Annotated in this window: 20 protein-coding genes; 19 read left to right on the top strand and 1 reads right to left on the bottom strand. The window is 52.2% G+C overall.

Features of this window, described 5'->3' with window-relative positions; genetic code table 11:
* Window positions 1-201 precede the first annotated feature (201 nt).
* From PCH05_RS11480 to PCH05_RS11495, 4 genes are all read left to right on the top strand, one after another.
* Entirely contained in the window at window positions 202-1,212 is a 1,011-nt protein-coding gene (locus tag PCH05_RS11480; protein ID WP_127602533.1) for an ABC transporter substrate-binding protein, read from the top strand.
* Between the two features lie 29 nt (window positions 1,213-1,241).
* Window positions 1,242-2,018, top strand: a complete 777-nt coding sequence (locus tag PCH05_RS11485) for an ABC transporter ATP-binding protein (protein ID WP_127602534.1) — start codon at window positions 1,242-1,244, stop codon at window positions 2,016-2,018.
* Window positions 2,019-2,024: 6 nt separating this feature from the next.
* Window positions 2,025-2,867, top strand: coding sequence for an ABC transporter permease (locus PCH05_RS11490; RefSeq protein ID WP_127602535.1), 843 nt, complete (start codon window positions 2,025-2,027; stop codon window positions 2,865-2,867).
* A gap of 130 nt (window positions 2,868-2,997) precedes the next feature.
* Entirely contained in the window at window positions 2,998-3,978 is a 981-nt protein-coding gene (locus PCH05_RS11495) for an aromatic acid exporter family protein (protein WP_127602536.1), read from the top strand.
* Between the two features lie 54 nt (window positions 3,979-4,032).
* Here the strand turns inward: PCH05_RS11495 and PCH05_RS11500 are convergent, their stop codons facing one another.
* Window positions 4,033-4,458 carry a hypothetical protein gene (locus tag PCH05_RS11500; RefSeq protein ID WP_127602537.1) on the bottom strand — a complete coding sequence of 142 codons (426 nt, stop codon included), beginning with the start codon at window positions 4,456-4,458 and terminating at the stop codon, window positions 4,033-4,035.
* 206 nt (window positions 4,459-4,664) lie between these two features.
* Here PCH05_RS11500 and PCH05_RS11505 point away from each other — a divergent pair, with 206 nt between their 5' ends.
* From PCH05_RS11505 to glnA, 15 genes are all read left to right on the top strand, one after another.
* Window positions 4,665-5,222 carry an outer spore coat protein CotE gene (locus tag PCH05_RS11505; protein WP_127602538.1) on the top strand — a complete coding sequence of 186 codons (558 nt, stop codon included), beginning with the start codon at window positions 4,665-4,667 and terminating at the stop codon, window positions 5,220-5,222.
* A 131-nt stretch (window positions 5,223-5,353) separates the two neighbouring features.
* Window positions 5,354-6,637: a putative amidoligase domain-containing protein gene (locus tag PCH05_RS11510; protein ID WP_127602539.1), complete on the top strand. Its 1,284-nt coding sequence runs from the start codon at window positions 5,354-5,356 to the stop codon at window positions 6,635-6,637.
* A gap of 64 nt (window positions 6,638-6,701) precedes the next feature.
* Window positions 6,702-9,398, top strand: a complete 2,697-nt coding sequence (gene mutS, locus PCH05_RS11515; protein ID WP_127602540.1) for a DNA mismatch repair protein MutS — start codon at window positions 6,702-6,704, stop codon at window positions 9,396-9,398.
* Window positions 9,399-9,447: 49 nt separating this feature from the next.
* A complete protein-coding gene (gene mutL / locus PCH05_RS11520; RefSeq protein WP_127602541.1) occupies window positions 9,448-11,445 on the top strand; it encodes a DNA mismatch repair endonuclease MutL in 1,998 nt (665 codons plus the stop codon).
* 54 nt (window positions 11,446-11,499) lie between these two features.
* Window positions 11,500-12,282 carry a class I SAM-dependent methyltransferase gene (locus PCH05_RS11525; RefSeq protein WP_127602542.1) on the top strand — a complete coding sequence of 261 codons (783 nt, stop codon included), beginning with the start codon at window positions 11,500-11,502 and terminating at the stop codon, window positions 12,280-12,282.
* Complete coding sequence (gene miaA, locus PCH05_RS11530; protein WP_127602543.1) at window positions 12,269-13,261, top strand: tRNA (adenosine(37)-N6)-dimethylallyltransferase MiaA; 993 nt, start codon at window positions 12,269-12,271, stop codon at window positions 13,259-13,261. The genes PCH05_RS11525 and miaA overlap by 14 nt, the downstream gene beginning before the upstream one ends.
* A 20-nt stretch (window positions 13,262-13,281) precedes the next feature.
* Window positions 13,282-13,521: an RNA chaperone Hfq gene (hfq, locus tag PCH05_RS11535; protein WP_127602544.1), complete on the top strand. Its 240-nt coding sequence runs from the start codon at window positions 13,282-13,284 to the stop codon at window positions 13,519-13,521.
* A 180-nt stretch (window positions 13,522-13,701) separates the two neighbouring features.
* Window positions 13,702-16,356: a PBP1A family penicillin-binding protein gene (locus PCH05_RS11540; RefSeq protein ID WP_127602545.1), complete on the top strand. Its 2,655-nt coding sequence runs from the start codon at window positions 13,702-13,704 to the stop codon at window positions 16,354-16,356.
* A 163-nt stretch (window positions 16,357-16,519) separates the two neighbouring features.
* Window positions 16,520-17,077 carry a ribonuclease FAU-1 family protein gene (locus PCH05_RS11545; protein ID WP_127602546.1) on the top strand — a complete coding sequence of 186 codons (558 nt, stop codon included), beginning with the start codon at window positions 16,520-16,522 and terminating at the stop codon, window positions 17,075-17,077.
* Window positions 17,078-17,079: 2 nt separating this feature from the next.
* Window positions 17,080-17,727: a YdcF family protein gene (locus PCH05_RS11550; protein ID WP_246049493.1), complete on the top strand. Its 648-nt coding sequence runs from the start codon at window positions 17,080-17,082 to the stop codon at window positions 17,725-17,727.
* An 82-nt stretch (window positions 17,728-17,809) separates the two neighbouring features.
* Window positions 17,810-18,796: an AAA family ATPase gene (locus tag PCH05_RS11555; protein WP_127602547.1), complete on the top strand. Its 987-nt coding sequence runs from the start codon at window positions 17,810-17,812 to the stop codon at window positions 18,794-18,796.
* Window positions 18,797-18,839: 43 nt separating this feature from the next.
* The gene (hflX, locus tag PCH05_RS11560; protein ID WP_127602548.1) at window positions 18,840-20,129 is read left to right on the top strand and encodes a GTPase HflX; all 1,290 of its coding nucleotides are present in this window, start codon (window positions 18,840-18,842) and stop codon (window positions 20,127-20,129) included.
* 30 nt (window positions 20,130-20,159) lie between these two features.
* Window positions 20,160-21,413: a methionine gamma-lyase family protein gene (locus tag PCH05_RS11565; RefSeq protein WP_127602549.1), complete on the top strand. Its 1,254-nt coding sequence runs from the start codon at window positions 20,160-20,162 to the stop codon at window positions 21,411-21,413.
* An 84-nt stretch (window positions 21,414-21,497) separates the two neighbouring features.
* Window positions 21,498-21,911, top strand: a complete 414-nt coding sequence (locus PCH05_RS11570; RefSeq protein WP_127602550.1) for a MerR family transcriptional regulator — start codon at window positions 21,498-21,500, stop codon at window positions 21,909-21,911.
* Between the two features lie 32 nt (window positions 21,912-21,943).
* The gene (glnA, locus tag PCH05_RS11575) at window positions 21,944-23,272 is read left to right on the top strand and encodes a type I glutamate--ammonia ligase (RefSeq protein ID WP_127602551.1); all 1,329 of its coding nucleotides are present in this window, start codon (window positions 21,944-21,946) and stop codon (window positions 23,270-23,272) included.
* Window positions 23,273-23,377 lie beyond the last annotated feature (105 nt).

A 23,377-nucleotide genomic window follows, 5' to 3' on the forward strand; every position in this document is an offset into this window, starting at 1 on the left:
TTTGAAGGTACGTCGATAGACGTTTTTCTTAATGATCATGCGATCATGAAAACAAAGCTCCTGAGTTCGTCCCGTTTGCGGATGCCTCAGGGGCTTTTTTTACATGCAAAAGTAAATCTGGCATGAACTTGACAACAGTTAACCCTTTTTTGGGCGGATGCATATGATGGCATATGCATTCAAGAGGATGGAGGAAGGGTTATGCTGAAGAACAAACGCTTGGGATGGATTGCACTTTTCTCCCTGGTCCTGTTCGGATTCATCTTTTCCGGCTGCTCCGGAAGCGGCCAGGCGGTTAAGGTGAAAGTGGGGGAAGTCACGAGATCCGTTTTCTATGCACCGGAATATGTGGCGCTGGAAAAAGGTTTTTTTAAGGAAGAAGGTCTGGATGTTGATCTGCAGACGATCCCTGGCGGCGACAAAACGATGACAGCGCTGCTGTCCGGCGCGATCGATGTCGCTCTGGTCGGTTCGGAAACTTCGATTTATGTGTACCAGCAGGGCTCCGATGATCCGGTCATCAATTTCGGCCAAGTAACGCAAACCGACGGCACGTTTTTGATGGCGAGACAAGGAGAAGGTAAGGTCGATTGGAATGAAGTCAAAGGAAGCACGTTCCTGGGCCAACGTAAGGGAGGAATGCCGCAGATGGCCGGCGAATTCACGCTGCGCAAGCATGGCATCGATCCGCAGAAGGATCTTAAGCTGATCCAAAACATTGATTTTGCGAATATCGCTTCCGCATATTTATCCGGAACGGGTGATTATGTGCAGCTGTTCGAACCGCAGGCTTCCATTTTCGAGAAGGAAGGCAAGGGACATGTGGTGGCGTCCTTCGGCGAAGAAAGCGGCCATCTTCCCTATACGGTCTTCATGAGCAAACAGAGTTATATCAAAAAGCACGGCGATACGGTGCAGAAATTTACGAATGCCCTGCAAAAGGCGCAAAACTGGGTTCAGCAGCATTCGCCAGAAGAAATCGCTGACGCCATCCTTCCTTATTTTAAGGATGCTGACAAAGACATCATCATTTCGTCCGTGAAACGTTACAAGGATCAAGGCACTTACGCAACCGATCCGATCGTGGACGACACGGAATGGAATAACCTGCTGGACGTGATGAGCCAGGCGGGAGAACTGAAGGAGAAGGTACCGGCAAAAGCGATCGTCGATAACAGCTTTGCCGAAAAAGCCAAATCTTCCGTGAAATAGCATTCCAGTACCGAAAGGAGAATGGAAGCATGGAGCCGGTAGTCGAACTGCAGCAGATCACGCATGTATACGTCAGTGACCGCGAAGCCTCGCTGGCCCTGGACGGATTGGATTTGAAGGTGTACCCGGGGGAGTTTGTCAGTCTTGTCGGCCCAAGCGGGTGCGGCAAGACGACGCTGCTCTCCATTATTGCCGGATTGCTCCAGCCAACGAAAGGCGGAGCCTTCGTTTATGGAAAAAAGGTTCAAGGGCCTACGCCTGAAGTGGGCTATATGCTGCAGCAGGATTATTTATTTCCTTGGCGCACCATCTTCGAGAATGCCTCGATCGGGCTTGAACTGACGGGGCGCACGGATGAGAGGCATCTTGCCAGGACGTTGTCCCTGCTTGAAGAGATGGGGCTTGAAGCGGAGGCCAACCTGTATCCGCAGCAGTTATCCGGAGGCATGAGGCAGCGAGTGGCGCTGGTTCGCACGCTGTCGACGGACCCGGGTCTGCTGCTGCTGGATGAGCCATTTTCTGCGCTTGATTATCAAACGAAGCTGCAGCTGGAGGATTTGATCTCGGAGACGCTGCGCGAAAAGAATAAGACAGCCGTGCTGGTCACACATGATCTTTCCGAAGCGGTTGCCGTCAGCGATAAGGTTATTTTGCTGGAAAGCCATCCGGGCAGGATTCGCAAAACGTTCACGGTTCCGGAGCATATCCGGCTCGCAAGACCTTTGATGGCAAGAGAGCTAAGCGGCTTTAATGAATTATTTCATGAAATATGGCGCGAAATGGAGAGCGCCGGAGAGAAGGGGTGAGGACGGATGTCGGTGCTGGAAATAAACACGGGAAAGCCTGTTCTTCCTGAGGAGAGCCTGCAGGCACTGCATCAATCACACTTGAAGCGCCAGAAGAAACGGCGGCTCCAGGTTTTGTCCGTACAACTGGCGTTGCTGGTATTGTTTTTTGCTTTTTGGGAAATCGCCGGCCGTCTGAAATGGATCGATGTGCTGCTGTTCAGCTATCCGTCCAAGGTATTTGCCCAAATCGGCAGGGACATGGCCAGCGGAGAACTGTGGGGACATCTGGGCGTGACCGTAGGGGAAACCGCGGCGGGATTTGTTTTTGGAACGCTGTTTGGGACGCTGCTGGCCGTGCTGATCTGGTGGTCCCCGTTTCTCTCCAAAGTGCTCGACCCCTATATGGTCGTCTTTAACAGCATGCCCAAGGTGGCCTTGGGACCGATTTTTATCGTCATGTTCGGTGCCGGGTTTCTGTCCATTACCGTCACAACGCTTTCGATTACCGTGATTGTGACGACGCTTGTCGTGTATAACAGCTTTTGCGAGGTGGACAGTAACCTGATCAAGGTGGTGCAGGTATTCGGCGGGACGAGAACGCAGGTTTTCCGCAAGGTGATTTTGCCGGCTTCCTTTCCGACGATTATATCCACCTTGAAAGTGAATGTCGGCATGGCTTGGGTCGGTGTCATCGTCGGCGAATTCCTGGTGGCCAAGATGGGGCTTGGATACTTGATTATTTACGGCTTTCAGGTGTTTAATTTCACACTTGTCATGTCGAGTCTGCTGATCATTGCCGTTGTTGCGACAGGCATGTATCAGCTCGTCGTTTATGCGGAGCGGAAGCTGCTAAATCATAGACGATAGCATCCTCTAAATGTTACCGAAAAAGGACAATTGTATCGTCCCGTACGCTGACAGGCCCGTGTGACATTGTGCCGAGCGCCGAAATCCGCTACCATGGAATACGTCAATTGTTGAAGAAAGAGGCGGTTTCATGGGCTTTCGTGTCATTAAAACGGCGTTCGCCACGCTTATGGCGATCCTGATCGCGGATGCGCTCCGTGTTCCCGGGCCGCTGTCGGCGGGCCTGCTGGCGGTGCTGGGCGTGGACGTGACCCGCAAAAGAAGCATAAGAACGATATCCGCCCGGTTTTTCGCGTCATTGTTAGGACTTGCCTTTGCGTGCGTACTGTTCGAAATTTTGGGCTATCATTACTGGGTGCTGGCGATATATATTCTGATTGCCTTCCCGGCGATTGCACGCGCGAATTTCAAGGAAGGCATCGTCACCAGCTCCGTGGTCGTCTTTCGCGTCTATGGGAACGGGAGCATCAGCCTGTCCACGCTTGTAACCCAGATCGAGCTTCTGATCATCGGCCTTGGCAGCGCCCTGATCGTGAATTTGGCTTATATGCCCCAAGCTGCCGACCAGATGATCAAAATCCGCAAGCGGGTGGATAAGCAGTTCTCCATTATCTTTGCAAGGATCGCGCAAACCTTGCGCGACCCCGATGAAGTGTGGGACGGCAAAGAGCTGATTGATGCCGGCAAAGAAATCCGGGCAGGACAAGAAGCCTCGCACCGGGCGATGGAGAACCAAATGCTGCATCCGGACGAGTTCTGGAGCATTTATTTTTACATGCGCAAAGAGCAGCTGGAATCGATTCAAAACATGATGCAGCTCATATCGCAGGTGTATCAGAAACTGCCGCAGGCGGACGACGTGGCGGAGCTGTTCGAGCAGCTCAGTCATGACGTTACCGAGGAAGTATATACGGGACGGACGGAATTCCTGCTCGAGCGGCTGGAGAAGGAATTAAAAACGATGGAGCTGCCTGCCTCGCGGGAGGAGTTCGAGATTCGCTCCGCCATCCTGCAGCTGATCCGCGAACTCGCGCTCTATCTCAAGCTGGCGAAGAAAAACAAGGCACCGACCTCTGTAGCTGCACGGAAAGCTGCGATTACATCCAGATAAGACGAATGGACCTCTGCGGAACAACTGCAGGGGTCCATTCGCGTTCGTTATGGTTTACTCCACATGGTCCGGCGGGAAATCCCCGCCCTCACCGATTGCCTTCACCGCGTCGCGGGAAACCAGGTACTTCCAATCATAGCTTAACTCAGCATTGGCCGACTTGTCCCCTTCGCGGAAATCCTTAGCGCTCCAATGCTCGGTGAGCGTAACGACATAGGAAGCGTCGCCCTGCTTCTTCGCCGTAGATTCAAAGGTTCCAGGCACGCGGATGCCGGGAAAGGGGCCTCCTCCTTTAATGATGCCTTCCCGCTGACCGGATTCCAAAGGGAAATCGTTTCGCTTTAAATCCTGCACCGCTTTGGCGATGGCCTGATCGGCTGTAAATCCTTGCTCTGAAGGAGCGTCAACGGCTCCCGGCTTCAAGCAGCCCCCAATAAGGAGCCAAACCGACAAGGTTGCCAGGATCAGCATTTTTTTCATCGCTTCTCCCACTTCCCTTAAAGAATGAAGCTCTGCACTATTAATTAATAAACGCCGCTTTACTTGATAATGTTGCTTTATTGCTTGCCTGGAGCCTATTTTTTAGAAGGGAAGAAGAATATTTCATTCATTTATGCTCGTTTAATCAACAAATGCCTATGTCCTGCATACACTTAAGTGAATGATTGTATGGAGGAGGTTCAAAGATGTCATTAAGCGATAAACATCAATGTAGAGAGATCATCACGAAAGCGATCTGCGGCAAAGGTCGTAAGTTCTCTACCGTAACACATACCGTGACTCCGCCTCATAATCCGACCAGCATCTTGGGGGCATGGATTATAAACCATCAGTACGAAGCGGTTGCCGCAGGCGACGGAATTGAAGTTATTGGTACTTACGATATCAACATCTGGTATTCCTATGACAAAAACTCTCAAACCGACGTCGCAAAAGAAACGGTATCCTATGTAGAGCTCGTTCCGCTCTCCTATCTGGATCCGAAACACCGGGCTTCAACCGTGGAGGTATCTGCGGAGGCAACGCAGGAACCGAGCTGTGTTGAAGCCAGTGTTTCTTCCGGGGGAGGCAATGTCATCATCCGGGTCGAACGTGAATTCAGCGTTGAGCTTGTGGCCGAGACCAAGGTTCGTGTGCTGGTGTGCGAAAGAGGCCATGGAGACTACGAAGACAAGGAATTTGATTTCGGCGAGGACGTGGATTACGACGATCTGGATCCGGATTCCCTGGATGATGAATTGTAGGTCAGTGGGGTTTCAAAAGAGGTATGGTTTACTATATGACGCGAGGGCGGCGGCGTAGAGGGCGGATGCCCTCCTTTTTTATTTTTATTTAAAATAATTTTGAGGGAAGGCGGTTATCCGATGTTTCTGGGATGGCAAAAGTCAGAGGAGGTGCGCAGGTGGGCATGCAGGAGGAAACAGAACGCTTTGACGGCTGGTCCGTCTCTATTAAGCATTCGCGTTTATCCCGTTCCGGGATCCGATCTTTGCTGATGAACGCCATGCCGCAAAGCGAAGGCGTGTTCCGGAGAAGGTATGCCGTCCAGATCTCCGCCATGCATGCGCTTGACATTTCCAAGGCGGAGGGGCTGAACCACTTGTTCCGCCTGCCGGTCCTTGCAGCCGATGCCGAGCAGCCTGCGATTGCTCCTTCCCTGTACCGCCAGCTGGAGAAAATGGCTATACGCGTTCTCTATACCCTGGGATTAAGCTCCGGCGAAGTCATCCTAGTTTCAGGCGGAGGTGATCGTAAATACGCGGTAGAAAAGGTCACGCCGCTGGCGCATCTTGAAGATCAGCGGCTTCAGCGGCTCTACAGGCGGGCTGAACGTGAACAAAAGCGGAAGACTGCTGAAGAAGGGGAGAACACATCTACCTTGATGCTGGGCATGGATCCCGAGTTTATAATCCTCGATCCCCGGAAGCTGGATGTGGTGCCGGCTTCCTTATACTTAGGCAGGGAAGGTGAAGTCGGCTGCGATGCCGTCCACGGAGAGGGGGTAACCACTTATCCGATCGCGGAATTGCGGCCGCTTCCGAGTCCGGATCCGCGAGGACTATTGGTTGGTTTGATGCGGACGATGCGCATGGCGGGAGAGATGATCCATGACCGGTCATTACAATGGCTGGCGGGAGGCATGCCCAAACCCGGTCTGCCGCTCGGCGGCCATCTTCATTTCAGCGGCGTTGAGCTGACGGCGGAGCTGCTCAGAGCGCTGGATAATTACCTGACACTTCCGGTATCTGTCCTGGAAGCTACGAGCAGCCAGTCGAGACGGCCGAAATACGGTTACCTCGGCGATTTCAGAAGGCAGCCGCACGGAGGGTTCGAATACAGGACGCTGCCAAGCTTTCTGGTGTCACCATTGCTGACCAAAGCCGTCGTTTACCTGGCGTATGTGATTGTGTCCGACTATCATTTGCTATCACGGCGGCCTTTGGACGATGATGACCGGGTTCACCGCGCTTATTACGCAGGGGATAAAGAAAAGCTGCGCGCTTGTCTGGAGCCGCTAATCTCAGATCTTCAATCGCTTGACCGCTATAAGGAAGTGGAAGCTTATACCGAGCCGCTGTTTCGGCAGATCCGCGAAGGGAATGTCTGGAATGAATTTCGCGATATTCGTCCGCTCTGGAATATTCCCTTCCAGCCTTGATATGATATTCTTTGTTTTCTGCTATAATAGGGCATGAGCAAAGTTCGAGGTTTGGAGGTACGTCATGGCAAAGTATACGCCAATGATTGAACAATATTTAGCTGTCAAGGAACAAGCGAAGGACGCTTTTCTTTTTTTTCGTTTAGGTGATTTTTACGAAATGTTTTTCGAGGATGCCGTGAAGGCTTCGAGGGAACTGGAGATTACCCTTACCGGACGCGAGGGAGGCGGGGATGAACGCATTCCGATGTGCGGAGTGCCCTACCACTCGGCGGAAGGTTACATACAACGCCTGATTGAAAAAGGCTATAAAGTCGCGATCTGTGAACAGATGGATGATCCTGCCGTCACTAAGGGCATGGTTCGGCGCGAAATCGTTCGTGTCGTCACTCCCGGCACGATTATGGAAGGAAAAACCATTGCCGACAAATCCAATAACTATTTGGTATGCGTAACCGAAAGCGACCGCATGATGTCCCTTACGGCTTGTGATATATCGACAGGGGAGCTGTACGTGACTTCGGTCCCTTCCTCCGTGGAATGGCTGCGGGACGAAATCGGCATTTACGAACCGGCGGAAATCATCGGCGACAGCAGCATGCTGGAGCTGATCCAAGCGGAGCAGATCCAGTGGAGCCGCCCGATCGTGTACACGCCATGGGAGAAAAGGGATGAGAAGCTGGTGCGCAGCCAATTCGGCGAGGCCGCTTGGGCCAGACTGGATCCGGAGCGTCAGCAGTGCGTTTCCGTTCTTATCTCATACCTGAGCGAGACGCAGCGCCGCTCCATGGGGCAGCTGACGCAATTTTCATCTTATGAACCTGGGCATTACATGATCTTGGACCCGTTCACGCGCCGGAATTTGGAGCTGGTGGAGACGGTTCGCGACCGATCGAAAAAAGGTTCGCTCTTGTGGCTGCTGGACCGTTCGCAAACATCGATGGGCGCGCGCCTTCTACGGCGCTGGATCGATAAACCGCTCCTTAGCCGCAAGGCGGTCGAGGAACGGCTGGAAGCCGTCGAATATTTATACAACCAGTTTATATTGCGCGAGGATATCAAATCCTCCCTCAATGAAATTTACGACCTGGAAAGGCTCGTGGCGCGGATCGCGTTCGGCAATGCCAACGGGAGGGATCTGAACGCCCTGAAAATATCTTTGCAGCAGGTTCCTGCGTTAAAGGAGCTCTGCAGAACCTCCTCTTCATCCACTTTGCAGCGCATCGCCGGCGAGATGGATGAATGCAGTGATCTGTGCGAGGCGATTGATCAAACCATTGTCGAGGATCCGCCTGTATCCGTGCGGGATGGAGGCCTCATTAAGCCGGGATGCGATCCGCATCTGGATGAGCTGCGCGAAGCCAGCATCAACGGCAAGCGCTGGATTGCGGAGCTGGAAGCCAAAGAACGCGAGGTTACAGGGATCCGGTCACTGAAGATCGGCTTCAATAAAGTGTTCGGCTATTATATTGAGGTAACCAAAGCCAACGTTGGCTCTCTGCCTGAAGGCAGATATGAGCGCAAGCAGACGTTAGCCAATGCGGAGCGTTACGTGACACCGGAGCTGAAAGAGAAGGAAGGACTCATCCTGGAAGCCCAGGAGAAGATGGTCGATCTGGAGTATGCGCTGTTCACGGAGCTTCGTGAAAAGCTGGCGTCCGAAATCTCCAGACTGCAGCTGCTGGCCGAAAAAGTGGCAGAGCTGGACGTGTATCAGTCGCTCGCTGCAGTCAGCGCCGAGCAGGGGTTTGTGAAGCCGGTGCTCACCGAGGGCTATGATTTGGTGATTGAAGCCGGGCGTCATCCTGTCGTCGAGGCGGTCATGAAGGACTCGTCGTTTATTGCCAACGCAACAAGGCTGACTCGGGATGATGCGGGCATCCTGCTCATCACCGGGCCCAACATGGCAGGGAAAAGCACGTATATGCGCCAGGTCGCATTGATATCGATCATGGCGCAAATCGGCTGCTTCGTGCCTGCAGGCAAGGCGGAGGTACCGATGATCGACCGCATTTTCACGCGGATCGGCGCTGCCGACGACCTTATAGGCGGCCAGAGCACCTTTATGGTGGAGATGGCAGATATCCAGGTGATGACGGAAAAAGCGACACCGCGAAGCTTGATCATCATTGACGAGCTGGGACGGGGGACTTCGACCAGTGAGGGCATGGCCATTGCGCAGGCGGTCATCGAATATGTGCATGATACGATCGGTTGCAAATCGCTTGTATCTACACATTTTCATGAGCTTGCCCATTTGGAGGAGAGCTTGAAAGGCTTGCGGAACTACTCGATGGCAGTGCAGGAAAGCGGCGAAAACGTACATTTTCTGCGCAAGCTGGTACCCGGGCCCGCAGGCAGCAGCTACGGCATCTACTGCGCCCGGTTGGCGGGATTGCCTTCCTCCATCATTGGACGGGCTTACAGTTTGCTGCAAGGACTGGAGCAGGGTGTTTCTCAAGCAGCGGCCGGTTTAGAAACTGCCGAGAAGCAGCTCAGCACGCCAAGCGCTGCCGATCAAGATGAGACTGCTTCCGATCAGGCTCATGCAGCTGCAACGTCTGAAGTGATACAGTTATCCATTTTTGGCGAAGATGAGATTAAACCGCCGGCTGCCAAAGCGGACGCGCATGTACTTAAGCCGGATCCGTCGCTATCGCATCTCGTGGAAACGATCAAAAACGCCGACGTCATGAACATGACGCCGCTTCAGGCCATGCAGCTGCTCAATGATTTGAAAATGAAAGCCAAGGATTTGTAAAGAATTCCCTTGGAACTTATAGATGGAATAGAAATAAGGGGTGACGGATATGGCAAAAATTCATATTTTGGACGAGCATATTGCCAACCAGATTGCTGCCGGCGAGGTGGTGGAGCGTCCTGCATCTGTAGTCAAGGAGCTTGTGGAAAACTCCATCGACGCCGGTGCGACCCGCATCGAGGTTCATGTGGAGGAAGGGGGGCTTGAAAGCATCCGTATCACCGACAACGGCTCGGGGATTGAACCGGATGACTGCGGCACCGCCTTTTACCGCCACGCGACCAGCAAAATCGAAAACAGCAGGGATTTATTCCACATCACGAGCCTTGGCTTCCGCGGTGAAGCGCTGCCCAGTATCGCGGCGGTCGCGAAGGTAGAGCTTCTGACCTCGCATCGCGACGACGGCATGGGCCGGCGCATCCGTATTGAAGGCGGAAAGCTTTTGGTCGAAGAAGACACGCCGGCCCCGCGCGGAACAGATATTCAAGTGAAAGAACTGTTTTTCAATACGCCGGCACGGCTGAAATACATGAAGACGGTCCAAACCGAGCTCGGCCATATTTCAGACTTTATGTACCGTATCGCGCTTTCCCATCCGGAAATCGCCATTACGCTGCGCCATAATGAGAACCAGCTGCTGAAAACGCTCGGAAACGGCGATTTGCTGCAGGTGATTGCCGCCATTTACGGCACGCAAGCGGCCAAAGCCATGCTGCCGGTGCAGGCCGAGAATCTCGATTTTGAGCTCAGCGGTTACGTGAGCCTGCCGGAATGGACCCGTTCGAACCGGAACGGCGTTTCAACGATTATCAATGGAAGATACATCCGGAATTACGGATTGAATCAAGCGATTCAAAGGGCCTACCACACACTGCTTCCGATCAACCGGTATCCGCTAGCTGTTCTCGAGGTCAAGATGCATCCTTCGCTCGTGGATGTGAACGTGCATCCGGCGAAGCTGGAGGTCCGTTTCAGCAAGGAACAGGAGCTGTATCCTTTCGTCGAGGAGAGCATTCATAAGGTTCTCCGCCAGGAGGTGCTGATCCCGCAAGCCGTTAAACAAAATATCGGCGGCAAGAACAGCAGTTCTTTTGTTCAGGAGCAGTTTCATTTTCCGAACCGCAGCGCGCAGGGCACATCAGCTTCCGCAAGCAGGGCAGAGTCGGCCGCAGCGGTCGAACGCGTTCAGGCCGCGCCTGATTCCGGTGCAGAGCGGGAAGAGGGGAAGGCCCGCTTCGATCAGCCTTTTGCTGGCATGGCTCCTGTACAGCAGCCGCCAAGCAGCGGCGGATATACGGTGCCGCCGCAAAGCCAGCGACAGGCGGGTGCGGGCATGGTCAAGGAGGAACGTGCTGCCGGATACCGCGGGTATTCCGAGCCGCAGCAGCGGTATACGCAGAGCGTGAACCCCGAGCTTTCTCGCCGGTTGCTTGAATCTTCGGCAGACGCTCATGCGGAGATGCCTGCATTTCCCGAGCTGACGCTGATCGGACAGCATCATGGCACGTATCTGATCGCCCAGAACGACCAAGGGCTGTATTTAATCGACCAGCATGCGGCACATGAGCGGGTGAATTATGAATTTTACTATGAAAAATTCGGGCAGCCGGCGGACGCCTCCCAAGAGCTGCTGCTTCCCATCACTTTGGAGTTTACACCATCGGAAGCGGCCCAGCTGAAAGATCGGTTGCATTGGTTTGAGCAGGTTGGGGTGTATTTGGAGCATTTTGGAGGCCAAACCTTCCGCGTTCGCTCCCATCCCTACTGGTTTCCCAAAGGGGAAGAGAAGGAACTGATCGAGGAAATGGCTGAGTGGGTTTTGGGTGAGCGGATGATTGACCTGGCGAAGCTGCGGGAGAAATCATCGATTCTGTGCTCCTGCAAGGCATCCATCAAAGCGAACCAGAAGCTGACCGAGCAGGAAGCGACTACGCTGCTCGACCGGCTTGGAGCCTGCAGACAGCCTTATACATGTCCCCACGGGCGTCCGATTGTGGTTTCTTTTTCAACTTATGATCTGGAGAAGCTGTTTAAACGCGTTATGTAATTTAAGGTTGACTTAAGAAAACAAACAGATAATGAACGATGAATGGAGATAGACATGATTATTACGACAGGGGATAAAGCCGGACGAGAGATCATCAGCCGTGCCGAAGCCCTGGCATCACGAACCGGAAGCTTATATGTACCGAGAAAACATACTTCTCTTCCCAAAATGGCCAAGCAGCATGGCGATGCCGAAATTATCGTGGTATTAGATAACGGCGCCAGGCTAGTCAGGGCCGGGGAAGAACCGATGGAATTCCATCCGAGCATGGGATTTATACGGGCTAAACGTATTTTAAAAGGAGAAAGTGATCCGATGCTCGATTCGGCGCTTATGACCGAGGGTAATAGCGTATTGGATTGTACGGCAGGACTGGCTACGGACGCACTGGTTTTCGCGGTTAAAGGCGGCAGGAACGCCAAAATCACGGCAGTGGAAAGCTCGCCTTCTCTCGCTGCGCTCTTGTCTGAGGGCCTTGCCCATTACACATCTGGCGTCGACGAGATCAATGATGCCATGCGGCGGGTGAATGTTGTGAACCGGCATCATCTGGACGTGCTGCGTTCGATGCCGGATGGGAGTGTGGATGTCGTATATTTTGACCCCATGTTCCGAGAGCCGCTGATGGATTCCTCTGCGATTCGGCCCTTGCGCTGGTTCGCCAACAGTGAGCCGCTCGCGGAGGAAAGCATTAGGGAAGCGGTCAGGGTAGCCCGGAAGACCGTTGTGCTGAAAGAAAAGCGGGGCAGCGGCGAATTCGCCCGGCTCGGGTTTACGGAGCAGGGACGCGCCCATTCTAAAATTTCATATGGAGTGATCACCGTTGACAGGAAGTAACGCCACCGAGAATAAACCGCGGCTGCTGGTGCTCGTCGGTCCCACGGCCGTGGGCAAAACCAAGCTGAGCATCGAGCTTGCTAAAGAGCTGGACTGCGAGATCATTTCCGGCGATTCCATGCAGGTATACCGTCAAATGGATATCGGAACCGCCAAAATAACGCAGGAGGAAATGCAGGGAATCCCGCATCATTTGATCGATATCCATTCCCCGGACGAGCCTTATTCCGTTGCGGAATTTCAGGAGCAGTGCCACCGCCTGATCGGGGAGATCCATGCTCGGGGGAAACTTCCCTTCATCGTCGGCGGGACGGGGCTGTACGTGGAATCCGTCTGCTATGACTTTCAGTTTGCTCAGGTGGGCGAAGACAAGCCGTTTCGCGATGAACAAGCCGCGTATGCCGAAAAGCATGGAGCGGAAGCGTTGCATGCTCGGCTGATGGCGGTCGACTCCGAAAGCGCGGATAAGCTCCATCCGAACGACCAGCGACGAATTATTAGGGCTCTGGAAATCTACCATTTGACAGGTATCCCACTTTCGGCCCAGCCGGCGGGGCAAAGACGGGAATCTCCGTATCAATTATGCCTCGTCGGTTTGACAATGGATAGGCAAATGCTTTATAACCGTATTGAAGGCCGCATTGATGAAATGCTGAAGCAGGGTTTGGTAGAAGAAGTGTCTTCGCTGCTGGACAAAGGCTACGGATCAGATCTGGTCTCCATGCAGGGACTGGGCTACAAGCAAATCATATCCTATCTTCAAGGCCGCGAATCCCTGGATGATGCGGTTACGATCCTGAAGAGAGACACACGCCGGTTCGCCAAACGCCAGCTGTCCTGGTTCCGCCACATGAAGGATATCTCATGGGTGGACGTCACGGAACCCGTAAATTTTTCTGCTAAATTGGCGGAAATTCGTGATATAATAGCAGGAAAGTTTCTCTCAAATCTTGAATATACTTCAAAACAATCTAAATGAAACGTTGGGGGTACGGGTACATGAACAAATCCATTAATATCCAAGATACATTCTTAAATCAGTTGCGTAAGGAAAACATCCCGGTAACCATTTTTCTCGTAAACGGATTTCAGATTCGCGGTACCATCAAAGCTTTCGATAACTTTACCGTCGTTGTCGATTCCGATGGGAAACAGCAAATGCTGTTCAAGCACGCCATCTCCACGGTTACGCCTCAACGCAATGTTTCATTGATGCAGGAAACGCCAAACGAAGGCTAACGGACGAAATTGAAACTTTTCTGGATGATTTTCGTTTAAGTATATAGACGGATGGCGAGCGCTGTGTAATCGCAGCGATACCAGTGTCTGTAGGCATAGGTAATGGAGCGGAGCAACCTGACAAGGTTGTTCTTTTCATTCCAAAACCAGAATGATCCTAAAAGGGAGTCAGGAGGCACCATGGATAACGAGAAACTGTCACGGACGGGGAATAGAAATAAAGAACAACCCCCCAAGACACCGAAAAAGAAAAAAAGAAAACTGTCGGGCAAACGTATTTTTTGGACGTTGTTCTTCACTTGCGCCATTGCCGTATTTTGTGCCCTGGCCGGATACTTGTATATATCGATCAACGGTGAGCGTCTGTACCAGGCGAACAAAGACAAAATTACAGTGCATGAAACGTCCAAGGTTTATGACCGTAACGGAAAGCTGATGGGCGAGCTTTCCCTTCAGAAGAGTGATCCGGTCAAGAGCGAAGACATTCCAGACCTGCTTAAAAATGCATTTATCGCCACAGAAGATAAACGCTTTAAGGAGCACAGCGGCGTCGACTTATGGTCGATCGGGCGTGCAGCCGTGAAAGACGTCATCGCCCGTTCCAAAGTGGAGGGCGGCAGTACGATCACGCAGCAGCTGGCCAAAAACATCTTCTTGACCCGCGACAAGACGTTCTTCCGCAAGGCGACGGAGGTTTCCATTGCGCTTGCGCTGGACCGTCACTTGAACAAAGACGAAATCATTACCATGTATTTGAACCGCATTCCTTTCGGCGGACAAATCTACGGAATTAAAGAAGCCTCCAAATATTATTTTGGTCAAAGCGACTTGAAGCAGCTGAAATTGTGGCAGATTGCGACGCTGGCTGCTATGCCTAAAGGGCCATCCAAATACAATCCGCTCCGCAATCCGGATCTGTCCATGCAGCGCCGAGCGGTCGTTCTGAGCCTCATGGCCGAACAGGGTTACATTACACAGGCGGAAGCCGACGAGGCGAAGAAGGTCGTCTACGACTACGAGCCTCCGAAGAAAAAGCAGAACTATCAGAACTTTATGGACTACGTTATGAATGAAGCTGAAGACGTAACCGGTTTGAGCGAAGATGATTTGAACATCGGCGGCTACAAGATTTATACGACGATGGACGCTGACGCCCAAAAGGTGCTCGAAAAAGAATTTGCCGATGCATCCAACTTCGAAAAGAGCAAGGATGATCAGCAGGTACAAGGCTCCATGGTGATCATGAACCAGGAGAACGGCGCGTTGATCGCCCTGCTGGGCGGACGCGATTATGAACGCAAAGGCTACAGCCGCGTGACGAACAGCCGCCGGCAGCCGGGTTCCGCGTTCAAGCCGATCGTCTCTTATGCTCCGGCACTCGAAACCGGGAAGTACAGCATGAATTCTCAGCTCGATAACAAGAAGCAATGCTTCGGCAAATACTGCCCAGGCAATCTGCACGGCTATTCCGACACCATTGGCATGGCCGATGCCATCACGAAGTCGGAGAATATCCCGGCAGTATGGCTGCTCAACCAAATTGGCGTGAAGACAGGCTTTAATTTCGCGACGAAACTTGGCATTCAGCTTACGGAAGATGACAAGAACCTTGCAATGGCCCTGGGGGGTATCAGCAAAGGCACCAACACGCTGGAAATGGCCCAGGCTTACGGGGCATTTGCCAACGGTGGCACATTTAACAAAGCATTTTCGATCAAACAGATCGTGGATAGCGACAAGAAAGCGGTCTATACGCATAAAGACGACGGCAAGAGAGTCATGAAGGAAAGCACCGCTTATCAGATGACCCAAATGATGCAGGAGGTCGTTAACAGCGGTACCGGTACGAAGGCTAGAATCGACCGCCCTGTAGCCGGTAAAACGGGTACGACGCAAAGCGGCATAACCGGCTTGAAATCCAACCGCGACGTTTGGTTCGTCGGTTACACGCCTGAACTGACGGCTGCGGTATGGATGGGCTACGACAATCCGGATAAAAATCATATGCTCCATAACAGCAGTCCGCTCGCAGCTGCATTCTGGGGCAAGGTTATGAAGCAGGCACTGGTGAACTTCCCGGCCAAAGATTTTAAAGTGCCGGATGACATGAAGCTGCCGGAGCCGCCTCCGGTCGAAGAGAATAAGGATCATGTGAGCGGCCTTGCGGCAACCTATAATCCGGACACACAAACCGTATCCTTGTCCTGGAACGGCGTCGATAGCGGCGATGGGATTTATCGGGTGTACCGCAAAGAATCTTCCGAAGCAAACTTCACGCTGCTCATGGATAGCGTAACGAATACGAGTGCAGAAGATGTCGGAGCCTCGGAAGGTCTCACCTACGAATACTACGTAACAGCGGTATCTCGGGATACCGGAATCGAATCCGATCCTTCGAATACGGTGACGGTCACGATTCAGGGGCCGCCAGACGAGCAGATTCCGCCTGATGAAAACAACGGTAATAATGGAAATACCGATCAAGGAAATCAGAACGGAAACAATGGCAGCGATCAAGGGAATACGGACCAAGGAAACGGCACCGATCAAGGCAATAGCGGTAACAACGGAAACGGTAACGACATGGGGAACGGTAACGGAAATTCCAATCCCGGCAATAACGGCAATGGAAATGGCAACGGACAAGGCAACCCGGGCAATGGCACCGGTGCAGGTACCGGCCCAGGTGGAGCAGGAAGCGGCGGACCCGATACCGGAACGACAGCACCTCCGGATCCCGGCGGCGGCTCAACCGATCCGGGCAGACCTGGGGACGGCGTCAAAAAGCAGGATAATACCGGCTCAGGGCTGCCTATAGACGGCACCAATCCCTAAGGGATTACGATCATACGGATGAGAAGAGGACTCCCTTTTAGGGAGTCCTTTTCATTTTTGCTTATACAATCGCTTGCTCTTGCGCTATATTAAAGGTATAGATTTTGAGTGTGTTTCCTAAATGTGATAAGCTGAAGCTAACATATTGGAGAGGGAAATTTCCATGAAACGAAAATTTGGTGATCGAGCGAATTGGCGCCGGATTTCCCGCCGGCGATTTGCCTGCCGTTATGTCGAAAGTGATGCATTCACCGGGTACATAACGCTCTACACGATTTATAACCTGAAGGAGCCTCTCTGGAAGCATTACGGTACACATACGTATCGTATCGCCGATAAGGGATACTCATGGCTGCAGTATTTTCCTAAAAACAGCCATTACATCGTCACCGCCATGTTTGATGAGCGTCAGGAAATCATTCAATGGTACATAGACACCTGCAAGACGCAGGGCGTCACGGAGCAAGGAGTTCCTTGGTTCGATGACCTCTATCTGGATATCGTCGTTTTACGAAACGGAGAGGTTTTCCTCCTGGATGAGGATGAGCTGGAAGAAGCTTTGTCGAGAGGCGTCATCACAAAAGAGGATTACATGCTTGCGAACACCACGGCCAGGGAAGTGCTGCATGATATCAAGGCACATCAATTTCCGTATTTCCTCATGTCGCTGGATCACCGTAAGCGGCTGTTCGAGAATGGAGATTTCAGGAGGAGAACATGAACATGTCTGAACAGAGGGCGCTGTTATCTTCCCCCAGAAAGCGCTCCCCGCTGAAACTCGCCTTCTACGGTTTGGCCGTCATCGTCTTCTTAGGCTGTTTATGGGGCGGATACGTCTGGTGGAAGATGGATCGTACCCAAAGCTCGAATTTGGATGCGCCTAGCGACGTCGCTATCATTTTGGGAGCTTCCATGTGGGGCGACTCTCCGAGTCCGGGGTTGAAGGAGCGGTTGGACGAAGCGCTGCGTTTGTACCAGGAAAAGAAATTCAGTCATATCATCGTCAGCGGCGGATTGGATCGGCCGGAGTATAAGTATACGGAAGCCGAGGGCATGCGGATGTACTTGGTTGCCCACGGCATTCCGGAGACATCGGTTGTTTTGGAAAACAAGGCGCGAAGCACCTATGAAAATCTCCTTTTCAGCCAAGAGATTATGAAGGAGCGGGGATGGACGAGTGCTGTTATTGTTACGCATCAGTATCATGGGATGCGCTCCAAAAATATTGCGGATTTTTTGAAATACAATCATCCCCAGCTTGGGCTGACAGAATCACGGACGCTGCAAATGAAATATCACAAACCCCGGGAGGTACTTGCTTATACCAAGTGGAAGGTCGATGAGCTGCTGATCCGGCTTGGCTGGAAATAAGGCTGAAACTGCTAATAACCGCTATTTAAGTAGAATACATTGAATAGAGAACACATCTTGCGTGATATGAGGTGATGGATGCATGAACGGGCGTGTTGCGGCCGCGAACGGCCGGCCGGAAGGCAGGCCATCCAGACAAATCAATGTTATTTTACGCAGCCAGGAGCCTCCTGTATTAAGCAGCGCAGTTCCCGAGAAAGAGTCCGCCCCAGCGGCAAAAGGCCTCGTCCAGCATACGCTGTACCAGGAAATCGAAAAAGAGCTGGATAAGCTTGTAGGTCTGGAAAATATTAAAGATTTCGTCTTTGAAATTTATGCCCTGCTCCAGATCGCACATATGCGCCAGGAGGCAGGCCTTGCCTGTGGAGGGCAGGTATACCATATGGTCTTCAAGGGAAATCCCGGAACTGGAAAAACGACGGTGGCACGCATCATCGCCAAGCTGTTCCAGAAGATGGGCGTGCTCAGTAAAGGTCATTTGATCGAAGTGGAGCGCGCGGATCTCGTTGGCGAATATATCGGTCATACGGCCCAGAAAACCAGGGACCTGGTCAAAAAGGCGCTGGGCGGCATTCTTTTCATCGATGAAGCGTACAGCTTGGCCCGCGGGGGTGAAAAGGATTTTGGCAAGGAAGCGATCGATACGCTGGTCAAGGCCATGGAGGATCACAAAAATCAATTTATTCTTATTTTGGCCGGCTACTCGGAGGAGATCGATTTTTTCCTGCAGACGAATCCGGGTCTTCCATCCCGCTTTCCAATCCAGGTGGAGTTTCCGGACTATTCCGTTGACCAGCTGATCCAGATTTCGGAGCTGATGGCGAAGGAAAGAGACTACATTCTGATGCCGCAGGCGATAATGAAACTAAGGCAGCATCTGATTCAAGAGAAGCATGAGACCGAACACGCCTTCAGCAACGCCAGGTACGTCCGGAACACGATTGAAAAATCGATTCGGAATCAAGCTGTGAGGCTGCTGAATCTATATTCACATACGAACCCCGGAAAGCTTGAGCTGATGACGTTGAGGACGGAAGATTTCAAGCTTGACGTGAAGGGGACGGTGTAAATTTGCGAAGGACTGCAGGATAGCGGAAAAGGGGCAGATCATTGTGGCACACACCATTCACAATACGAACACGAACATTCGCGACCGGGCAGTCCTGGTTAGTCTAGTGACGGATGAAGTCAAGCGGACCGGCATGAATCCGGAGCATTCCCTACAGGAGCTTGTCAGTCTGGCTGAAACGGCCGGCGTCGAGGTGCTGGATGTCATCAGTCAAAACCGGGACGTACCGGATGCCCGCTGGCTGATCGGCAAAGGCAAGGTGGAGGAGCTTCGGATTTCTATCGACTCCGTGGGAGCAAACACGGCTATTTTTGATCATGATTTGTCCGGAGCCCAGGTCCGCAACCTGGAGCAGAGTCTGGATGTGAAAATCATCGACCGGACACAGCTCATTCTGGACATTTTCGCCCAGCGGGCAAAAACCCGGGAGGGCATCATCCAAGTTGAGCTGGCGCAGCTGTCTTATTTGCTTCCCCGGTTGTCTGGACACGGCAAGAACCTTTCTCGTCTGGGCGGCGGGATCGGAACACGGGGTCCGGGGGAAAGCAAGCTCGAAACGGACAGACGTCATATCCGCGGCCGTATCGGGGATTTGAAAAAGCAGCTGGAAGCGGTCATTAAGCACCGCAAGCTGTACCGGGGGCGCCGGCAAAAAAGCGGGGCGATCCAAATCGCGCTGGTCGGATACACCAATGCCGGTAAATCCACCCTCCTGAAGCAGTTGACAAGCGCGGATGTATACATTGAAAACCAGTTATTCGCCACGCTTGACCCGACATCACGGACGCTCGAGCTGCCTGGAGGCAGCGAAGTGATCCTGACAGATACGGTAGGGTTTATTCAGAACCTCCCTCATGATCTGGTAGCCGCTTTTCGGGCGACCCTGGAGGAGGCGAATGAAGCAGATCTGATTTTGCATGTGGTCGACGCCTCATCCCCGATGCGTGACGAGCAGATGAAGGTCGTCGATTCGATTCTGGAAGAGCTGGGAGCCGCGGATAAGCCGCAGCTGATTCTTTTCAATAAAATCGATATCTGCACAAAGGAGCAGCAGGAAATGCTTCCTTCCGGTGCGGGATATTTGAAGTTAAGCGCTCTGAATCCGGTAGATTTGCAGATATTAAAACAAGAGATTCAAAACCGTCTGTCCGGCGGAATCCATCTGTTCCGGATCCCGCCGGAGGACGGAAACGCCATGGCACTGCTGTACAGGGTGGGAGATGTAGTGGGACAACAGGCCGACGAACATGATATGATCTATCAAGTGCAGGTACACAAGCCTGATTACGAGAAATGGGGGCATCAGCTTGCGCCCTATCTCGTAAAAGATTGATGGATTGACTTGGAGGAGAAATTCGGAGACATGAAACAGTTTGCTAGCGAGTTGGAACAATGGAAGGAAGCCGCTGAAGAGCGGATTGAAGGACAATTTCGTAAGCTGGACCGCGTGATCGACCATAACCAGTGGAAGGTCATCGAAGCTTTTCAACAGCATCAGGTAAGTGATTTTCATTTCGCAGGTTCGACCGGATATGCGTATAATGACCGGGGCAGAGAAGTGCTTGATTTGGTATATGCGGACGTATTCGGAGCCGAGGCGGCTCTGGTACGCCCGCATTTTGCGTCCGGAACGCACACGATTTCAACCGCATTGTTTGGCGTGCTCAGACCCGGGGACGAGCTTTTTTACATTACGGGACGTCCCTACGATACGCTGCATAAGGTCATCGGACGAAAAGGCGACGGAACCGGCTCCTTGCAGGATTTCGGCATTACCTATCGGGAAGCGGAATTGACAAAAGAGGGCGGCATTGACTGGGAGGCCGTTCGTGCAGGCATTCATGAATCGACGAAAGTGATCGGTATTCAGCGCTCCAGAGGTTATGACTGGCGTTCTTCCTTCACGGTCGATGAAATCGGCGAAATGGTCAGACGCGTGAAGGAAATGAAGCCGGACGTGATCGTTTTCGTGGATAACTGCTACGGAGAATTTACCGAGGTGCAGGAACCGACAGAGGTGGGAGCCGATCTGATCGCAGGATCCCTCATCAAAAACCCCGGTGGCGGCATTGCTGAAACCGGAGGATATATTTGCGGCAAGCAAAAGCTTGTGGATCTGTGCGCCTACCGGTTAACAGCACCTGGCATCGGTAGCGAGGTCGGAGCTATGCTGGGCACGACGCGCGGAATCTATCAGGGATTGTTCATGGCACCGACGCTGGTCGGACAAGCTTTGAAGGGGAGCATTTTCGCCGCGGCGATGTTCGAAGAGGCGGGTTTTGTATCGAAGCCGGCATGGAATGAACCACGGACTGATCTCATCCAAGCCATTTCTTTCAAAAGCGCGGAGCATTTAATCGCATTCGTACAGGGAATTCAGCGCGCGGCCGCCGTGGACAGCCATGTCGTGCCTGAGCCATGGGACATGCCCGGTTATGAACATCCTGTCATCATGGCTGCCGGCACCTTCATTCAAGGCGGAAGTCTCGAATTATCCGCAGACGCACCTATCCGTGAACCTTTCATCGGCTACATGCAGGGAGGCTTGACATACTCTCATGTTAAATTTGGGGTCATGTTAGCGCTGCAAAAGATGAAAGATCAAAATTTATTGTAAGTTTATCTGACATGTTATTGACGCATGAGATCAGGAAATGTACAATATGAGTGAGAAAAGTTTACTGGAAGGTTGAGATGAGTCATGGGTGATGAGATTCGCAGAAACATGGCATTGTTCCCAATTGGTATTGTGATGAAACTTACCGATTTGTCCGCCAGACAAATCCGGTACTATGAACAGCATAACCTGATTGTGCCTGCGCGTACCTCGGGCAATCAGCGCTTGTTCTCTTTTAACGACGTGGAAAGATTGCTGGAAATTAAGTCTTTGATTGAGAAAGGCGTGAACATCGCCGGCATCAAGCAGGTCATGAATCCGGTGTCCAAGGAGTCCGAGGAAGCGACTGTCATTACTGCGGATACGGAAGTGAAACGAAAAGAAATGTCAGAATCCCAATTACACCGCCTGCTGAAGCAGCAGCTCGTTTCAGGTAAGAGACCGGGGCAGGTATCATTGATTCAAGGTGAGTTATCCCGGTTTTTTAATAAAAAATAATCAGATTTATAATTGGAAAGGGAGAGGATCCTGTGAGCTACACTAAAGAAGATATTCTTCGTATCGCCAAGGAAGAGAATGTACGTTTTATCCGCCTTCAATTTACCGACTTGCTCGGAACGATCAAAAACGTGGAAATTCCGGTGAGTCAGTTGAAAAAAGCGCTTGACAACAAAATGATGTTCGATGGTTCTTCCATCGAAGGTTATGTTCGTATCGAAGAATCCGATATGTACCTCTATCCGGACCTTGACACCTGGGTTATTTTCCCGTGGGTGGCTGAAGATCGCGTTGCACGTTTGATATGTGACGTATATATGCCGGACGGTACACCATTTGCCGGAGATCCGCGCGGAATTCTGAAGCGTAACCTGAAGGAAGCCGAGGCTATGGGTTATTCTTCGATGAATGTAGGCCCGGAACCGGAATTCTTCCTGTTCAAAACCGATGAAAAAGGCAACCCGACGATGGAACTGAACGACCAAGGCGGATATTTCGACCTTGCGCCGACGGATCTTGGTGAGAACTGCCGCCGCGAGATCGTGCTTACCCTGGAAGAAATGGGATTTGAAATTGAAGCTTCCCACCACGAAGTGGCTCCAGGTCAACACGAAATCGACTTTAAATATGAAGATGCCATTAAGGCAGCCGACCAGATTCAAACCTTCAAACTGGTTGTTAAAACGATTGCCCGCCAGCACGGCCTGCATGCGACCTTTATGCCAAAACCGCTGTTTGGCGTGAACGGTTCCGGTATGCACTGTCACCAATCGCTGTTTAAAGGCGACGTGAATGCATTCTACGACGAGTCCGACGAGCTTGGCCTCAGCAAGGAAGCACGCTATTACATGGCAGGGATCCTGAAGCACGCACGCGCTTTCGCGGCGATCACGAACCCGACCGTAAACTCCTACAAGCGTCTGGTACCAGGTTATGAAGCGCCTTGCTACGTGGCATGGTCCGGAAGCAACCGGAGCCCAATGATCCGTATTCCGGCTTCCCGCGGACTTAGTACCCGCGTCGAAGTGCGTAACCCGGATCCGGCTGCAAACCCTTATCTGGCACTGGCTGTTATGCTGCGTGCCGGTCTGAACGGCATCAGCAAAGAAATGAACCTTCCGGCTCCTATCGACCGCAATATCTATGTGATGTCCGAAGAAGAGCGCATTGAGGAAGGCATTCCAAGCCTGCCAGCCGACTTGAAAGAAGCGCTGAACGAAATGGTTCGCGATGAAGTGATCATCGAAGCCCTCGGCGAGCATGCGCTGGCCCACTTCTATGAGCTGAAAGAAATCGAATGGGACATGTACCGCACGCAAGTTCACAACTGGGAACGCGATCAATACATGACTCTGTACTAGGATGGAAATCCCTTGCGCCGTATGGCGTGAGGGGTTTTTAGTTTTGGGGGCATATGGAGGGATTAGGTATTTTGGGGGTTGGTTCCCAGTCTTTTTTGTGCCATT

Source organism: Paenibacillus chibensis, assembly GCF_004001045.1.
GTDB lineage: Bacteria > Bacillota > Bacilli > Paenibacillales > Paenibacillaceae > Paenibacillus_AQ > Paenibacillus_AQ chibensis.

What these genes read in the sequence shown, in the direction of transcription:
- PCH05_RS11480 (WP_127602533.1), top strand. Translation starts at nt 202, where the DNA reads ATGCTGAAGAACAAACGCTTGGGATGGATTGCACTTTTCTCCCTGGTC.
- PCH05_RS11485 (WP_127602534.1), top strand. Translation starts at nt 1,242, where the DNA reads ATGGAGCCGGTAGTCGAACTGCAGCAGATCACGCATGTATACGTCAGT.
- PCH05_RS11490 (WP_127602535.1), top strand. Translation starts at nt 2,025, where the DNA reads ATGTCGGTGCTGGAAATAAACACGGGAAAGCCTGTTCTTCCTGAGGAG.
- PCH05_RS11495 (WP_127602536.1), top strand. Translation starts at nt 2,998, where the DNA reads ATGGGCTTTCGTGTCATTAAAACGGCGTTCGCCACGCTTATGGCGATC.
- PCH05_RS11500 (WP_127602537.1), bottom strand. Translation starts at nt 4,458, where the DNA reads ATGAAAAAAATGCTGATCCTGGCAACCTTGTCGGTTTGGCTCCTTATT.
- PCH05_RS11505 (WP_127602538.1), top strand. Translation starts at nt 4,665, where the DNA reads ATGTCATTAAGCGATAAACATCAATGTAGAGAGATCATCACGAAAGCG.
- PCH05_RS11510 (WP_127602539.1), top strand. Translation starts at nt 5,354, where the DNA reads ATGGCAAAAGTCAGAGGAGGTGCGCAGGTGGGCATGCAGGAGGAAACA.
- mutS (WP_127602540.1), top strand. Translation starts at nt 6,702, where the DNA reads ATGGCAAAGTATACGCCAATGATTGAACAATATTTAGCTGTCAAGGAA.
- mutL (WP_127602541.1), top strand. Translation starts at nt 9,448, where the DNA reads ATGGCAAAAATTCATATTTTGGACGAGCATATTGCCAACCAGATTGCT.
- PCH05_RS11525 (WP_127602542.1), top strand. Translation starts at nt 11,500, where the DNA reads ATGATTATTACGACAGGGGATAAAGCCGGACGAGAGATCATCAGCCGT.
- hfq (WP_127602544.1), top strand. Translation starts at nt 13,282, where the DNA reads ATGAACAAATCCATTAATATCCAAGATACATTCTTAAATCAGTTGCGT.
- PCH05_RS11540 (WP_127602545.1), top strand. Translation starts at nt 13,702, where the DNA reads ATGGATAACGAGAAACTGTCACGGACGGGGAATAGAAATAAAGAACAA.
- PCH05_RS11545 (WP_127602546.1), top strand. Translation starts at nt 16,520, where the DNA reads ATGAAACGAAAATTTGGTGATCGAGCGAATTGGCGCCGGATTTCCCGC.
- PCH05_RS11550 (WP_246049493.1), top strand. Translation starts at nt 17,080, where the DNA reads ATGTCTGAACAGAGGGCGCTGTTATCTTCCCCCAGAAAGCGCTCCCCG.
- PCH05_RS11555 (WP_127602547.1), top strand. Translation starts at nt 17,810, where the DNA reads ATGAACGGGCGTGTTGCGGCCGCGAACGGCCGGCCGGAAGGCAGGCCA.
- PCH05_RS11565 (WP_127602549.1), top strand. Translation starts at nt 20,160, where the DNA reads ATGAAACAGTTTGCTAGCGAGTTGGAACAATGGAAGGAAGCCGCTGAA.
- PCH05_RS11570 (WP_127602550.1), top strand. Translation starts at nt 21,498, where the DNA reads ATGGGTGATGAGATTCGCAGAAACATGGCATTGTTCCCAATTGGTATT.